Here is a 13,922-nt window from a genome sequence, read left to right on the forward strand (position 1 = left end):
GTAAGCAGTGGGCAGTGGCCAGTAAGCAGTGGGCAGTGAGCAGTGAGCAGTGGGCAGAGGGCAGTGGGCAGAGGGCAGTGGGCAGAGGGCAGAAGACAGTGGGCGGTGGAGTTGAGTTAGTATTTAACTGTTGTTAGTTTATTGTGTAGATGGCATATTCCGGGAATGAAGCCAGTTGTCAGTTATCGGGATTTGGTGTCGTATCAGAAAGCATTTATTCTTCAACAAAGTGTATTTGCAACCAGTAAAAAATTTCCGAAAGAAGAAATCTATTCACTTACTGATCAGATACGTCGTTCGTCTCGTTCTGTTGGCGCCAATATTGCCGAGGCCTGGAGAAAGAAACGATATGAGGCCCATTTTACCTCAAAGCTGACAGACTCTGATGCTGAAAACACCGAAACTCAGCATTGGCTTGATACAGCGAAGGCCTGCGGCTACATATCCAAAACAGAGCACAACGCATTATCTGACGCCTCCGCTGAAGTAGGCCGTCTCATCGGCTCAATGATCAACACGGCTTCACACTGGTGCCAGTAGCCAGTGGCCAGTAGCCAGTAGGCAGTGAGCAGTTTGCAGTGAGCAGTTTGCAGTGAGCAGCAACTGTCTACTGCCCACTGCAAACTGTCTGCTGCATACTGCCCACTGCCCACTGCTTACTGTTTACTGGCTACTGCTCACTGGCCTATCTCTGCAGCCTTCGGCGGCAGAGGCAGGCTCCCCTTCATCGCTTCTTTGAGTTCAGCGTCGGCGTCGGCATCGTACCACCAATACCAATAGGCGCTGCTTTCGCTGCTGTATTTGTCCAACACCGTCGGCGGGGTGCCGAACTTGTTCCAATACACCAATCGCTTATAATTGATTCCCCAGAGTAGGATATAGGGACACTCCTCATAGAGGATGCTGTCGATCTTCCGGCACAGTTCGTGGCGGGCCGCCACATCAAACATCGACTTCTGCTTCTCAATCAACTCATCCACCGTCGCGTTCTTGAATCCTGTGATGTTTGCGCTCATCTTGCGGTCGGCCTCCTTGGAGGCCCAGAGGCCCTCCGGATCCTTGTACAGGCTCGATGTGAAGCCACCCCAGGTCATGTCGAAATTAAACTCATCCATATCCCGCGTCCAGGCCGAGGAATCCTTGGAGTCCGTCTGCATCTCAATCCCCACATCGCGCAGATCCTCGGCATAGATGGCCAGAAACTTATCGGCCACCGATTCGCGTTCCAGAAAACGGAACTGGAAGCGCTTGCCATCCTTTTCCAGGAGCCCGGTTTTCGGGTTGGCCTTCCAGCCCGCTTCCGCCAGCAACCGGCGCGCCTGCTCTTTGTCAAAGGCGAATGCCCGATTGGGGCAGGGGTGGGCGGTGTCGTAGAGATCGATATAATAGGAGCGGGAGAGGGCGTACTGGTTGTACATGAGGGCACTGTTCATACGCTCGCGATTCAGCAGCAGGGCCATGGCCTGGCGCACCCGCTTGTCGTTGAAAGGCGGACGCCGCATATTCATGGCAAAGCCCTGAAAGCCGGTGGGCTCATTATTAAAGACCTTCTGGCGTACGATCCAGTTCCGGGCGAACTTCTCGGACCCCGTCTCATTCATCCAGAGCCGGGCGGAATAGACGGCAAAGAGATCAATCTCCCCCTTCTTGAAGGCTTCAAAGCCCGTCTCGGCCGAGGCGAAGAACTTGAACTTGATGGACTGGAAATTGCAGGTGCCGCGTGTGCTGGGGGCGTTGCGGTTCCACCAGTCGGCCCGCCGTTCCAGCGTGGCCGAGATGCCCTCTTTGACCTCACCCAGCCGGTAGGGGCCGGAGACCACCGGGAACTCGAAATTGATCTTGTTGAAGTCCAGCTTTTCAAAGGCATGCCGCGGGAGAATGGCAAACCCGCCCGCCGTCAGGAGGTTGCGCCAATGGACTTCCTTGACGACGAACCGGACACAATGATCATCCACCACCGTGACGGAGTCGAAGCTTTCGAAGCCGACTTTATGGGCGCCGGTGAGATTGGCCGGATTGCGAATGGCGTCAAAGGTCCACTTGACGTCATCTGCGGTGACGGGGCGGCCATCGCTCCAGCGGGCCTTGGGGTTGAGCCAGAAGGTAAAGGTGCGCTTGTCATCCGAGATCGACCACCGTTCAGCCAGCCCCGGTTCCTGATTGGGTGTCAGCGGGTTCATGGTCAGCAGGGATTCATAGAGGGAGGAGAAGAGGTCGGAGGTGAAGGTATTGTTGTCGAGGTAGAGGTTAAAGCTTTTGGGGTATTGGAAGCCAAAGACCGAGATGGCGCCGCCGGGAACGGCATCGGGTGAGGCGATCGGGTTGGGTTTTTCCTTCCAGTCCGGCTTAGGGAACAGGTCGTCCGCCCACAGGGTGGTTGAAACGATCGCGAGTAAAAACAGGCCGATAAACGAATGGATCATAGTGTGTTCCTTTTAAACGTTACGTTTGTGTGGCAAAATTTACCACAAGAGTGCTTGGGGCGCAATTTTTGGAGTGCGGCGGCTCGACGCCGCTTTTCTTCAGGCGCGGCTTGACGCGCCGTTCTGGGGTCGCCCCGTCAAGCCGGGGCACAAGAGAAAGCGGCGTTCCCGCGACTGCGGGACCGCACTCCAAACAAGAAGATTGCTGCTTTGGCGGCTTGACGCCATGTTTCTTCAGCCGCGGCTTGACGCGCCGTTCCCTAAGCCTACCTGAATCGGTTTCTGCGAAATAAAATCATCCGTAATGCAAAGAGTATCAGTTTGGAACCCCTCGACCGTCGTGCGGAAGGACGGGTTTGCTGTTTGCGTAAACCATGAAGCCGAGCACCATGGGTAATTCTCAGCACAAGCGAGAATACCGTGATGAGCGGGATTGTGATGAACGTATTTCAGGCGTGGAAGATAAGAATTGGTAAAGGTAATATGTGAGTCAAAGTACTGGAACCAGATTTTACGCCCTGGCTGGCGGTCTACTCGGTTGAGCTCTCGGGCTGATAGGGTATGTAGTTTCGAGATCATCCGTCTTAGCGAACCGGGATCAGAGGGTGACGAAGCAATAAAATGGTAGTGGTTTGAAAGAATGGCCCATGCGTGAAGTTCCCATTCAGCTTCGGCGAGACCAGTGAAAAATAGGTCGCGGAACAGATCGAGTTTGTCGGGTGTATTCAGGAAATGATCTTTATGATGAGTGCCGCAGGTTACCATATAGGCCCCTTGCTCACTTAGGCGATGAGGTGGACTATGGGGCCAAGTAATCATGTCCAGCTCGTACCAGAAGGTGAATATGTCGTCAATTATTTAGTTAGTTTATAATTAGTTTGGAGTGCGGCGGCTCGACGCCGCTTTTCTTCAGGCGCGGCTTGACGCGCCGTTCTGGGGGCAGGCCTGGTGGCACTTGCTGGATGCGGGCGCCCCGTCAAGCCGGGTCGCAAGAGAAAGCGGCGTCAAGCCGCCGCACTCCAAAAGTGAATGCTGCTCCCTTCTTGCTTGGCCCCACTTCTCGCTTGCCGTTTCCCCCTATGGCCCGCCATAATGCCTGGCAGCATGATCAATCGGTTCCATAGTTTATGTCTGGTGTGCCTCGTGTGGTGTGCCTTGCTGCTCGCCAGCCACTCCGTGGTTGCCGCCTCCCCGATTTCCCGTCTCCCCCAGGGCCGTCCGGCCGCCCTGAAATCGCCCTTGTCAAACCCTACTCCCGCGGCCCCAATCCCCAATAACCAATCCCCAATAACCCCCTCCCTCCCTCTAACCTCCTTCGACCGCTACGCGGTCATCATCACCCGCATGCCGTTTGGGGATGAGGCCACGGCGGCGGCCCTGGCCGCGGCGGCGGCGACGGCGAATCAGCCCGCGCCCGAGAGCTTTACCAAGACCCTGAAGATGTGTGCCATCACCCGTAACCGCAATAATGGCAAGGTGCAGGTTGGCCTCGTCAACAACACCACCAAGAAAAACTACTTCCTCTATGAGGGGGATGCGGAAGATGGCATTGAGTTGCTGAAGGCCGACTACGAGAACGAGAAGGCGTTGTTGAGAAAAGGTGCGGAGGAAGCCTGGCTGGATATGACAACGGTCGTTGTGGCGGCGGCACCTGCTATTGCCCCTGCGGCAGGTGTTCGTCGTAGTGTCATGTCTGCCCCGCCGGCACCTGCGGCGCCGGAAGAGCCCGCCAAGCCGCGTCTGACTGGGGAAGCCTTGAAAGCCCATCTGCAGAATTATCAAATGGATTTGATCCGGGCCGGTGGGCGCAAAGGCCCGCCCCTGCCTATGCAGTTGACGCCCGAAATGGACGCCAAGCTGGTCGAAGAGGGCGTCCTGCCCAGTCCGGAGTAAGGCCGGCAGATAACCAAACTGCGAAACACGCGAAATTCAGGGTTGCGTTTGTGCTTCTTTTTGGAGTACGGCGGCTTGACGCCGTTTTGCTTCGGCGCGGCTTGACGCGCCGTTTCGAATGCGAGAAACACTGCGGAGGCAGAGCCCGTCAAGCCGGGCTCAGGGAAAGTGGCGTTCCCGCGACGGCGGGATCGCACTCCAAAACTATCATTAGTCCGTCAGTCCTGCTATGCGCCAAGAGCGCGGTAATTCAATATTTCCGGCTTGCGGGCAGATGGGGCTGGGGCCATAATCGGGCCTATGAAGATCACGGATGATTATAGTGGCAAGTTGGAAATCTGGGCGCGCGAAGGCAAGGCTGTTCGTATGCCCAGAATTACCAATTTACCCCCATTCGGACACCGCCGCTTTAACTCCTATGCAGAACTCAACGCGTGGAAGCAATCTCGGCTGGATGAGTTGCTCAAGCAGGGGGGGGCGCAATGGACGAAGTAATCCGGCGATTCAATGAATGCGGCGTGCGTTACTTGATCATTGGCGGTCAGGCGATACGGCTCGAGGGATGCCCTCGTTTTTCTATGGATTGGGATGTTTATATTCCCAGCCGGGATTCAGCCAATATGGACCGTATCAACGAGGTTCTGGGTGACGAACTGGATGTGCCACTGATTCCGATGGGGCCACGTGGGGAAAACTTTGTGCAGACCTATCAGACCCGATGGGGCGTTTTACAGTTTCATCTAACCGGTCCCGGCCTGCCGTCTTTTGATGAGGCTGAGGGGCGCGCGGTGACGCATACTACGGAGGACGGCGTGCCGGTTCGTTGCCTGGCTGGGGCTGATTTGCTGGAGAGCAAAAAAAAAGCAAATCGATCTTCCGACCTTGTTGATATTGAATTTCTTGAAAAAAAGAAATCCCTCGGCTTGCTGTGAGGAACCAATTTCTTTCCAGATCAGCCGCATCTAAATCCCGGATTTAACCACCCGCTTCACCAGCTCTTTCTTCTGGCGTTCTTTCTTCTGGGCGAGGCTCACCACAGGCAAGCCTCTCCCTCCAAGTGGTTCCCGCGCCCTGTTGCCCGGATAAATGCCAGTATGGGGAATCTTCGACAGAATGAACAAAATTTACAAAATTGTTTAGGACGAGAGGCACTCTTCGTATTGCTTCAAGAAACCGCATTCTTTGCGCTCTTAGCGACTTGAGCGAAGCGGGTGTAAAAATCTCTTCGCATGCTTCTGTCTTGTGTTTTATATTGCATAAAAGGCGATTATCTGTCTTTATATCACCATGAAAAGGCAAATATTTAAACAGCTTAGTCGATGGAAGAAGCAAGCCGTAAGAAAGCCATTGTTACTTCAGGGGGCGCGACAGGTTGGGAAAACATGGCTGTTAAAGGAATTTGGGCGCCAGGAGTTCCGCCGGGCATTTTATGTAAACTTCGAGAATACGGCAACATTCCAAAACCTGTTTCGAAGTGGGCTGCGGCCCTCCGTGGTCATTCCACAACTCTCCATCCTGCTCAATGAGACGATTATTCCCGGCCAGGATCTCCTGATATTCGACGAGATTCAGAATTCAGCGGATGCACTCACAAGCATCAAGTACTTCAAGGAAGAGATGCCTGAATTGGCCCTCTGCTGTGCAGGTTCACATGTAGGACTGGCGGTAAGTGCCGCCTCCTTTCCTGTCGGGCAGGTTGAGTTCATGTCTCTCTATCCGCTTTCTTTTGAGGAGTTTCTGGGTGCCACCGATGAGCGGGCCGCGGCAGTTATCGAGGCCTTCGGCCCCAACACGGTTATCCCGGAAGCCATTCACGGCCACCTTTGGGAGCAACTGAAAATCTATTACGTTACAGGGGGATTGCCAGAGGCTGTCGAGTATTATCGAACCCATCGTGACAACCTACAGGAGGCCCTAAGCGGTGTTCGGACAATTCAACGGGCGCTACTGCAAGGATACCAAAGCGATTTCTCGAAACACGCGGGCAAAGTGAACGCCGTCCATATCAATCGTGTGCTGGAGGCGGTCCCCACCCAGATGCTGCGCGTGGTGGACGACAGCGTGGGGCGTTTCCGGTTCAGGGGGGTCATACCCGAGCGGTCGAAATTTACCCAACTGGAAGGTCCCATTGACTGGCTTGTTAAAACCGGCCTGATCCTGAAAGTCCCTGTTGTTGAAAAACCCATGCTGCCGTTGCGTGCTTTTGCCAAGCCGAATTTGTTCAAGCTGTACCTGTTTGATGTCGGTATGCTGGGGTGCATGTTGGATTTGCCAATCGCATCCATCCTTAACCAGGACTACGGTACCTACAAAGGGTACTATGCTGAAAATCTTGTTGCCCAGGAAATGACTACTGCGGGCCATGCGCCTCTCTATTCATGGTTTGGGCGACAATCTGAAATCGAATTCCTGATGATTCGTGAAAGTGATGTGATTCCGGTCGAGGTGAAAGCGGGGATCAGGGCGCACTCAAGAAGCCTGTCAGCGTATGCGGAGAAATATAGTCCTCCGCTTAAAATCAAAGTTACCGCCCGCAATCTCGATAGGACCACTCCTGAGTGTCACAACATTCCGCTCTACCTTGCCGGCAAGTTGTGATGGCCCTTTCTGGTCAATCCCGAATTTTACCACCCGCTCCGCCCGCTCTTTCTTCTGGAGGGCGAGGCTTGTCCGAGCCGTAGCCGTGAAAGGGGTCAATAAAGTCAGAACCATTATGTCGGGGCGTCTTTTCTCTGACTCCCAAAGCACACATTATGGGTGCGGCTCGGGCAAGCCTCGCCCTCCAAGTGGTTCCCGCTCCCTGTTGCCCGGATAAATGCCAGTATGGGGAATCTTCGACAGAATGAACAAAATTTACAAAATTGTTTAGGGCGAGAGGGGCAGATGTTTCTCTTACCATTCAGAACATGCTTCTGTTCAAACTTTTCATCTTGGTTCCGGCTATGCCGGGTTAGGCGAGAATTTGGGTTCCACTTGCATCTTGCTCTTTGGGGTAATTTCAGATATACCTAATCTTGTACATATCAAAGAGGAGGGGTTATGAGTCAGACTGCGACGTTACATATCAAAATTGAACCCAGTTTGGCGCGGGGCTTGAAAGTCCTGGCCAAACATCGGGGTCAAACCATGGGGGAACTCGTTCGTCAGGCGTTGTCCTCCTGTTATCAGCCGGATCTCGCGGGGTTAACCGCCCCGCAGCGCCAGGCTTTCGAGGCCTGGCGGGGTGGCTTCATCAGTTTGGGAAAGTTGGCTCAAGTCATGGGTTTGGCTCCGTTGGCCATGCGAAACTGGCTTTCGGAACATGACGTGGGCGAACCCGCAAGTTATCAGTCCGACGATGCCGCCCATGCGTAAAGCCGTTTGGTATATAGATAGTGTGTCGCTCTCAAATTTCGCCCAGGCGCACCAGTTGGATCTGCTCTTGCGGCGATATCCGGCCGGACGGCTATGTGTCACGGCTCAGGTCGTGGATGAATTGCTGAATGGAATTCAAGCCGGATACAAGGCCTTGAAATCAATTCTGCCGGCACTGGAACGAGGTGACATCGGTCAAATTCAGTTATCCGTGCCCGAGTTCCGCCGGTATCGGGACTTGCTGTCCACGTTGGGTGCGGGTGAGGCCTCCCTGATTGCTCTGGCCGAAAAACGGCGGGGGACCGTGGTGACGGATGACCGGCATGCCCGTTCTCTTTGTCGCGATCTCCATATTCCCGTTACTGGCACGCTCGGGATCCTGAAGGCCGCGTGCGGGGAGCGGATGCTCACAGGGGTGGAGGCTGATAAAATATTAGCCGATATGATTCGCCATGGTTTTTATTCTCCTGTCCGGAAGCTGGCGGAATTGGACTGAGCCGTGTTGAGCGCAGCCTGAATTTTACCACCCGCTTCGCCAGCTCTTTCTTCTGGAGGGCGAGGCTCACCACAGGCTAGCCTCGCCCAAGTGGTTCCCGCGCCCTGTTGCCCGGACAGATGCCAGTAGGGAGAATCTTCGACAGAATGAACAAAATTTACAAAATTGTTTAGGGCGAGAGGGGCAGATGTTTCTCTTACCATTCAGAACATTCTGAAAATTTTGTCAAAAATCCTGAGTTTGCTTAAGTTTTTAGATGCGTCTTGGGCGCATATGATCTCCGTAGGGGTTTTCGATGCGCCAAGACGAAGAAAGTTGAAGATTTACCACGGAGGCACGGAGACACCGAGAAGAAAATACAAATGTGGCGTTTATTTCGTTCACGCGGGTACACGTGACCAAAATAAACGCCACGGTTTCTCGAAGGGATGCTTTGAGAGGGAGGAGTTGCCAGAAATTCCTCCTCTTTCTCAAAGTATGGCTCCAAGAAACCGGCGCGGGATTTTTGGCTCGGGTACCCTGCCCGCAATGCTACGCATAGCGTTGCAGGCGGGTCCCGAACGAAAATGCCGCGCCATTCTCTTTCTTGGTTTATATCCTCTCGGTGTCTCCGTGCCTCCGTGGTAAATCTTTCCCGTTCTGCTGTGTATCTTTGAATAGGCCCTACGGAGGTCACATGCGCCCATGCGTCTTTCACGGGTCCCTTTTCTGTTGCCGGAATCGAGTGGGTTAGCCATAATGAAAGTATAAGAGGAAGTTAAAGCAATGAATTATACCAACATCATTACGATTCAGGCGGGGAAGCGTAGCGGAAAACCTTGCATTCGCGGGATGCGGATCACCGTGTCGGATGTTTTGGAGTATATGGCTTCCGGCATGAGCGAGGTTGAAATTCTGCAGGAATTTCCCGAGCTGACGCATGAGGATATCTCGGCTTGTCTATCGTTCGCTGCCGAACGTGAGAAACGACTTTGCTTGGCGGTTGCATGAAACTGCTTCTGGATCAAAATCTGCCGCGTCAACTTGTAGGTGACATGCAGCCGCATTTCCCCGGTTCAGCTCACGTCTGGCCTCTTGGTTTGGCGGAGGCGTCAGATGAAGAGGTATGGGCTTATGCGGCGGAACAGGGATTTGTCATTGTTTCCAAGGACACAGACTTCATTCATCAGGCAATGCTGCGAGGACATCCCCCCAAAGTTATTTATCTCAAGGTAGGTAATTGTTCCACGCGAGTTATTCGGGAAATTATATTATCCCGATTGTCGTCTATCCTGGATTTCCTGGGCGATCCTGTTGAATCGCTGTTAATACTCCAGTGATGAGTCGTTGTTATTTTCCATCGGGCGCAGGACAAAATTCTTCCAAGTCTTAAAACATTTTCACACCCGCTCCGCCCGCTCTTTCTTCTGGAGGGCGAGGCTTGCCCGAGCCGTAGCCGTGAAAGGGTCCAATAAAGGCGGCATCATTATGACGGGGCGGCATTTCCCTGACTCCCAAAAGCGCACATTATGGGCGCGGCTCGGACGGTTCGGCAGGCTCACCACAGGCAAGCCTCGCCCTCCAGGTGGTTCCCGCTCCCTGTTGCCCGGATAAATGCCAGCATGGGGAATCTTCGACAGAATGAACAAAATTTACAAAATTGTTTAGGGCGAGAGGCACTCTTCGTATTGCTTCAAGAACCCGCATTCCTAGCGCTCTTCGCGACTTGAGCGAAGCGGGTGTGAAAAATCTCTTTGGATTGTGATGGTGCCGATGGCGGGGGATATATACTCAAACTCGGAGATGCGCCCGAAGCGTAAACAGCCATTGATCTTAACTTCATTATCATATATGATAACACCAATGAACGGGAGCCTGACAGTTTCGGAACAATTGAAGTGTCGGCGGCAGGAGCAGGGATTGTCGCTTGCTGCGCTCGCCCAGCGGGTTGGCACTTCGGCGGCGACCCTCTCCCGCTATGAACATCACTGGACACGGTTCGAAACCTATACACTACGAAAACTGGCAACCGCTCTGGGCTGTGAACTCCGGATTGAACTCGTGGCCAAGGCCGTGCCCGATGTTCAGGCATCCCAATCACAGGGCGTCACTCAAGTGCGGCGTCTCTTTTGGGATCATCACTTAGTCGCCTCGGATTTTGACAAACATCCCGTATGGGTGATTGAACGGGTGTTGGAGTATGGCTCATTGGAAGATGTCAGGGTGTTGATGGCGGTTTTCGGGAAACAACGGTTTCTTGAATTGACCGCCTCTGCGAAACGAGTGTCGCCCAGAACCGCCGCTTTATGGCGCAGCCTGCTGGAGCAGGAAGGAATCCCATGCACGAAAAAGTTCTCCCGAAGCACAGCCTGGAACTCCTGACCCGCCTTGAGGCCGATCCTTCGGCATGGCTCAGGGGTTGGATTTTAGCGGGCGGAACCGGACTTGCTTTCCGGTTGGGCCATCGTATTTCCGAGGATCTGGATTTTTTCCGGACTGACATGGATGATGTGCGTTCCCTCCATGCTGTGCTCGCCCAGTATGGTGCTTATGAGACGTTGCAGGAAGATATTCATACCCTGACGGTCATCACCCACAAGACGAAGTTGTCGTTCTTCAATGTCCGTGATCCTTTCCTGTTCCCCCCGACGCCACATCGTTTTTTTGCTGTGGCAGACACCCGGGACATCGCCCTGATGAAACTGGCGGCCATCTCAGGACGCGGAAGCCGGAAGGATTTCATTGATCTCCATATGATCCTCAGGGATCGCCCAACGCTTAAGGAGTATTTTGAATGGCTGCCCCGTAAATATGGTGCCAGCCGTATCAATGTTTACCATATCGCCAAGAGTTTGGTGTATTTCGATGATGCGGAAAGTGAACCCATGCCGCGGATGTTAGTGCCGTTCAAATGGAATGACTGCAAAAAATTCTTTGTGCGGGAGGCGCATGCGGTCATTTTGCCATGATGCTCCACTCAATCCCGGATTTTCACACCCGCTTCGCTCAAGTCGCGAAGATCGCAAAGGGGGGAGGTGTAGCATGGTGCATCATAAAGCCAACTCGGCGAGAAGCCAACCCGACACGCCTCCCTTCGTATTGCTTCAAGAACCCGCATTCTTTGCGCTCTTAGCGACTTGAGCGAAGCGGGTGTGAAAAATTCTTCGCATGCTCTTGCTGTAGGGATATAGTTGAGGTCCCGCTGATTTCTGCAACTCAGGATAAGAATTCTTCGGAAACCGTTGCGGGATTTTATGCGGAGGGCCCGCCGCATACAACCCCGCAACATTCAATTTCTCCCTTCAAATTAGCGCAAATCAGTGAAGATTTAGTGGTGAAGTCTTCCCTCTCCCTCAATTTCCCTTGCCCCGAAAGCCCGAAAGCCTTACTATTCACCCTGTGTTGAAGCTGATAAAAAAACAAAAAAGAGCAAAAATAGTTGTTGATGCAATGGGGCAGGGGTTGTATTATATTGGCAATAAGGAACAGCGTTAATTTTTAAGGGAGAATTACCATGAAAAATCTAGGGGCGTTTTTAGTGGGCATGAGTTTGGTGGCGGGGTCAGCACTTGCGGCTAATCCAGTGACGAGCGTGAATATTGTGGGGTTTAGTAAGATCACATGTCCTCGAGGTGGATATGTTCTTGTAACGACTGCATTTGAAAGTATAGCGGGAACTGCGCTGAAAAGCCTAGATGTTTTCGGGACGAGTCAATTGCCTGCTGGAACTGTGATTTATGCTTGGGATCAGCTTAAGCCGAGTGGTGCTGGATATTGGCAAGACAGTTACAATGCGAAAAATGGATGGGAAACAAATATCAATTATAAAGCAGGAATGGGATTTTGGATATTTGTGCCGCCAGGTGCTGCTCAACCTTCGTATGATGTAGTTTTGGCGGGGCAGGTTCCGATGCAAAGCGTATCTTCCAATATGGTCTATGATGGCTACGCAATGCTTGGTTATCCATACACCAGCAGTATGCTTTGGACAAATACCGACCTAGCGAAAAAAAGTCCAAATGGGACTGTGTTGTACTGGTGGGATACATCTATAACGAACTACCAGCAGAACAGCAAGAGTAAGGGTAGTTGGGTTGATCCTAACATGGTAATTACTGAAACAATGGGCTTTTGGCTATATAACCCTACCAGTGTAGCGCTAACAAATGTTGAAGTTCGTCCCTATAATCCGTAATATTGCAACTGAAGGAGATTGTAAAATGAAAAAAATTATTGTAACGGCGATGATTTTCATCGGTTGTATTGGTGCTCATGCTGATATATCCGTTAATATGCAAAATTCTGATTGGATTTATTTTCCAACGTCTGGAAACAATTTACCTTTAGGTGCATTAGTTCAGTTAATTTGGGATAGTAATGCAGATTCCTCCTTTTCTTATGCGACGCCTGTAGCTGGTATAGTTCCAACTGGAAGTCAATATGATGATGGTGATTATGTTCTTTTTTCTGGAATAACCACTAGTTCGGGTGGATGGAGTGGAGATTTTGATGGTGGAAGTACAACCTATGATATTTCAAAAGTTGGCGGCGCAAATATCAATAATGGGTATGTATATATGTTTGTTTTTCAAGATGGAATTCCTAACGCGGGTGACTTTTATGCGCGGTCTGCGAGCATTGGGCCATCACTTACAATGTTTCCGGGAAGTGGACAGCCTCCGACTGCGGACTATCTAGATATTACGCCAAGTGGGGCCATTACACTAAATGCTTTAACAGTAGCCGCCGTTCCCGAACCCTCCACCGTCGGCCTGTTGTTAGTTGGAGCAGGGTTGTTGGCTTTCCGTCGGATGCGGCGCAGCTAAATAAAAGTTGTTAGTTTGATTTTTTAAAGAGGCAATTCTTCGGAATTGCCTCTTTTTTTTGATCAATCAGGAGGTGGTTTATGAAGCGATTCATATGGTTGGGCGCTCTCTTGAGCTGGGTCTTTCTTGCAGGATCTTTTGATGCCATTGCTGGGGCTCGTGTCAAAGGTTCAGAATTGGCGACAACTTGCAACATCGTTGGGTTTGTGAATAAGGACGTAAATTCGTATGTCTTTGCAGGGTGTTGTTATGAATCCATCAGTAGGCGGGGGCCTATTTCTCTAGAGGAACTTCTCGGTGCTCAGTTCTCACCCGGGCCGGATGGTGATAAGGTCGCGATGTGGGATGTGACGAACCAGAATTACACGGAGTATATGAAGGCCAAAGATGGCCGATTCTATTCACGCAGCCGTGGCATGCATGTCCTGGTCGATACGAGTGTTCCTGTTGGAGCCGCTTTATGGATCATTCGAAAAAATCCTGACTCAGTGATTACGCTAGCGGGACAGTATTCTGCTCGGGCCGTCATCACGAATTCGCTCGTGGGGGCGACGAATTATCCGGCCAATATGATCTGCTATCCTTACCCCGTCGACATGTCCGTTCAGAACTTTATCAACACCAGCCACGGGGCTCAGGTTAGTGATGATCCCGCGAAAGCCGACAAACTGACTCTCTGGAATGCGCGCGGTCTGCTCGATGTCCAGTTGGGGCTGAAAGGTGATGGCAAGTGGCACGTCCTCCTTGGCTGGGCTACCAATGCGCCATCAACACGGGTGATCGAAATGGGAGAAGGGGTTTGTTTTCAGGCAAGCCGACCGATGATGTGGGTTGTGCGCCGACCTTACTGAATGCCCTGGGACAGAGAAACAGTTTCCTCCACGACGGGCACAGTATCCGGGATTGGTTCCGACTGCGGACTGTTTACTGCAAACTACCCACTGCCCTTCT

The 13,922-nt window shown here is 52.3% G+C and carries 16 protein-coding genes; 14 read left to right on the forward strand and 2 right to left on the reverse strand.

Annotation, left to right across the window (positions count from 1 at the left end; translation table 11 throughout):
• The first annotated feature begins 165 nt into the window (after window positions 1-165).
• Window positions 166-540, forward strand: a complete 375-nt coding sequence (locus WCI03_04585; protein ID MEI8139126.1) for a four helix bundle protein — start codon at window positions 166-168, stop codon at window positions 538-540.
• 137 nt (window positions 541-677) lie between these two features.
• Here WCI03_04585 and WCI03_04590 read toward each other — a convergent pair whose 3' ends face one another.
• On the reverse strand, window positions 678-2,423 hold the full coding sequence (locus WCI03_04590; GenBank protein MEI8139127.1) for an extracellular solute-binding protein: 1,746 nt from the start codon (window positions 2,421-2,423) through the stop codon (window positions 678-680).
• 234 nt (window positions 2,424-2,657) lie between these two features.
• Complete coding sequence (locus WCI03_04595; GenBank protein MEI8139128.1) at window positions 2,658-3,242, reverse strand: hypothetical protein; 585 nt, start codon at window positions 3,240-3,242, stop codon at window positions 2,658-2,660.
• Window positions 3,243-3,527: 285 nt separating this feature from the next.
• Between WCI03_04595 and WCI03_04600 the strand changes: the two genes are divergently transcribed.
• From WCI03_04600 to WCI03_04660, 13 genes are all read left to right on the forward strand, one after another.
• On the forward strand, window positions 3,528-4,316 hold the full coding sequence (locus WCI03_04600; GenBank protein MEI8139129.1) for a hypothetical protein: 789 nt from the start codon (window positions 3,528-3,530) through the stop codon (window positions 4,314-4,316).
• A 300-nt stretch (window positions 4,317-4,616) separates the two neighbouring features.
• Window positions 4,617-4,811, forward strand: coding sequence for a hypothetical protein (locus WCI03_04605; protein MEI8139130.1), 195 nt, complete (start codon window positions 4,617-4,619; stop codon window positions 4,809-4,811).
• Complete coding sequence (locus WCI03_04610; protein MEI8139131.1) at window positions 4,799-5,248, forward strand: hypothetical protein; 450 nt, start codon at window positions 4,799-4,801, stop codon at window positions 5,246-5,248. The genes WCI03_04605 and WCI03_04610 overlap by 13 nt, the downstream gene beginning before the upstream one ends.
• Window positions 5,249-5,603: 355 nt before the next feature.
• Window positions 5,604-6,914 carry an AAA family ATPase gene (locus WCI03_04615; protein ID MEI8139132.1) on the forward strand — a complete coding sequence of 437 codons (1,311 nt, stop codon included), beginning with the start codon at window positions 5,604-5,606 and terminating at the stop codon, window positions 6,912-6,914.
• 441 nt (window positions 6,915-7,355) lie between these two features.
• A complete protein-coding gene (locus WCI03_04620) occupies window positions 7,356-7,670 on the forward strand; it encodes a ribbon-helix-helix domain-containing protein (protein MEI8139133.1) in 315 nt (104 codons plus the stop codon).
• The gene (locus WCI03_04625) at window positions 7,618-8,166 is read left to right on the forward strand and encodes a hypothetical protein (GenBank protein MEI8139134.1); all 549 of its coding nucleotides are present in this window, start codon (window positions 7,618-7,620) and stop codon (window positions 8,164-8,166) included. Before WCI03_04620 ends, WCI03_04625 begins: the two co-directional genes overlap by 53 nt.
• 765 nt (window positions 8,167-8,931) lie before the next feature.
• Window positions 8,932-9,156 (forward strand): DUF433 domain-containing protein, encoded by a 225-nt coding sequence (locus tag WCI03_04630; protein ID MEI8139135.1) that lies wholly within the window; start codon window positions 8,932-8,934, stop codon window positions 9,154-9,156.
• Window positions 9,153-9,485: a DUF5615 family PIN-like protein gene (locus tag WCI03_04635; protein ID MEI8139136.1), complete on the forward strand. Its 333-nt coding sequence runs from the start codon at window positions 9,153-9,155 to the stop codon at window positions 9,483-9,485. The genes WCI03_04630 and WCI03_04635 overlap by 4 nt, the downstream gene beginning before the upstream one ends.
• Before the next feature lie 523 nt (window positions 9,486-10,008).
• Window positions 10,009-10,527, forward strand: a complete 519-nt coding sequence (locus WCI03_04640; GenBank protein MEI8139137.1) for a helix-turn-helix transcriptional regulator — start codon at window positions 10,009-10,011, stop codon at window positions 10,525-10,527.
• On the forward strand, window positions 10,485-11,114 hold the full coding sequence (locus tag WCI03_04645) for a nucleotidyl transferase AbiEii/AbiGii toxin family protein (protein ID MEI8139138.1): 630 nt from the start codon (window positions 10,485-10,487) through the stop codon (window positions 11,112-11,114). The genes WCI03_04640 and WCI03_04645 overlap by 43 nt, the downstream gene beginning before the upstream one ends.
• A 545-nt stretch (window positions 11,115-11,659) precedes the next feature.
• Window positions 11,660-12,340: a hypothetical protein gene (locus WCI03_04650; GenBank protein ID MEI8139139.1), complete on the forward strand. Its 681-nt coding sequence runs from the start codon at window positions 11,660-11,662 to the stop codon at window positions 12,338-12,340.
• 25 nt (window positions 12,341-12,365) lie between these two features.
• On the forward strand, window positions 12,366-12,971 hold the full coding sequence (locus tag WCI03_04655) for a PEP-CTERM sorting domain-containing protein (GenBank protein MEI8139140.1): 606 nt from the start codon (window positions 12,366-12,368) through the stop codon (window positions 12,969-12,971).
• Window positions 12,972-13,051: 80 nt separating this feature from the next.
• Window positions 13,052-13,822: a hypothetical protein gene (locus WCI03_04660; GenBank protein MEI8139141.1), complete on the forward strand. Its 771-nt coding sequence runs from the start codon at window positions 13,052-13,054 to the stop codon at window positions 13,820-13,822.
• Window positions 13,823-13,922: the final 100 nt, after the last annotated feature.

The organism is bacterium, from assembly GCA_037143175.1.
GTDB lineage: Bacteria > Verrucomicrobiota > Kiritimatiellia > CAIKKV01 > CAITUY01 > JAABPW01.

Bases quoted from the DNA above. Each gene is read 5' to 3' on its own strand.
- WCI03_04640 (MEI8139137.1), top strand. From the start codon at position 10,009: ATGAACGGGAGCCTGACAGTTTCGGAACAATTGAAGTGTCGGCGGCAG.
- WCI03_04605 (MEI8139130.1), top strand. From the start codon at position 4,617: ATGAAGATCACGGATGATTATAGTGGCAAGTTGGAAATCTGGGCGCGC.
- WCI03_04655 (MEI8139140.1), top strand. From the start codon at position 12,366: ATGAAAAAAATTATTGTAACGGCGATGATTTTCATCGGTTGTATTGGT.
- WCI03_04600 (MEI8139129.1), top strand. From the start codon at position 3,528: ATGATCAATCGGTTCCATAGTTTATGTCTGGTGTGCCTCGTGTGGTGT.
- WCI03_04645 (MEI8139138.1), top strand. From the start codon at position 10,485: ATGCACGAAAAAGTTCTCCCGAAGCACAGCCTGGAACTCCTGACCCGC.
- WCI03_04590 (MEI8139127.1), bottom strand. From the start codon at position 2,423: ATGATCCATTCGTTTATCGGCCTGTTTTTACTCGCGATCGTTTCAACC.
- WCI03_04650 (MEI8139139.1), top strand. From the start codon at position 11,660: ATGAAAAATCTAGGGGCGTTTTTAGTGGGCATGAGTTTGGTGGCGGGG.
- WCI03_04585 (MEI8139126.1), top strand. From the start codon at position 166: ATGAAGCCAGTTGTCAGTTATCGGGATTTGGTGTCGTATCAGAAAGCA.
- WCI03_04660 (MEI8139141.1), top strand. From the start codon at position 13,052: ATGAAGCGATTCATATGGTTGGGCGCTCTCTTGAGCTGGGTCTTTCTT.
- WCI03_04620 (MEI8139133.1), top strand. From the start codon at position 7,356: ATGAGTCAGACTGCGACGTTACATATCAAAATTGAACCCAGTTTGGCG.
- WCI03_04610 (MEI8139131.1), top strand. From the start codon at position 4,799: ATGGACGAAGTAATCCGGCGATTCAATGAATGCGGCGTGCGTTACTTG.
- WCI03_04630 (MEI8139135.1), top strand. From the start codon at position 8,932: ATGAATTATACCAACATCATTACGATTCAGGCGGGGAAGCGTAGCGGA.
- WCI03_04615 (MEI8139132.1), top strand. From the start codon at position 5,604: ATGAAAAGGCAAATATTTAAACAGCTTAGTCGATGGAAGAAGCAAGCC.
- WCI03_04625 (MEI8139134.1), top strand. From the start codon at position 7,618: ATGACGTGGGCGAACCCGCAAGTTATCAGTCCGACGATGCCGCCCATG.
- WCI03_04635 (MEI8139136.1), top strand. From the start codon at position 9,153: ATGAAACTGCTTCTGGATCAAAATCTGCCGCGTCAACTTGTAGGTGAC.
- WCI03_04595 (MEI8139128.1), bottom strand. From the start codon at position 3,242: ATGATTACTTGGCCCCATAGTCCACCTCATCGCCTAAGTGAGCAAGGG.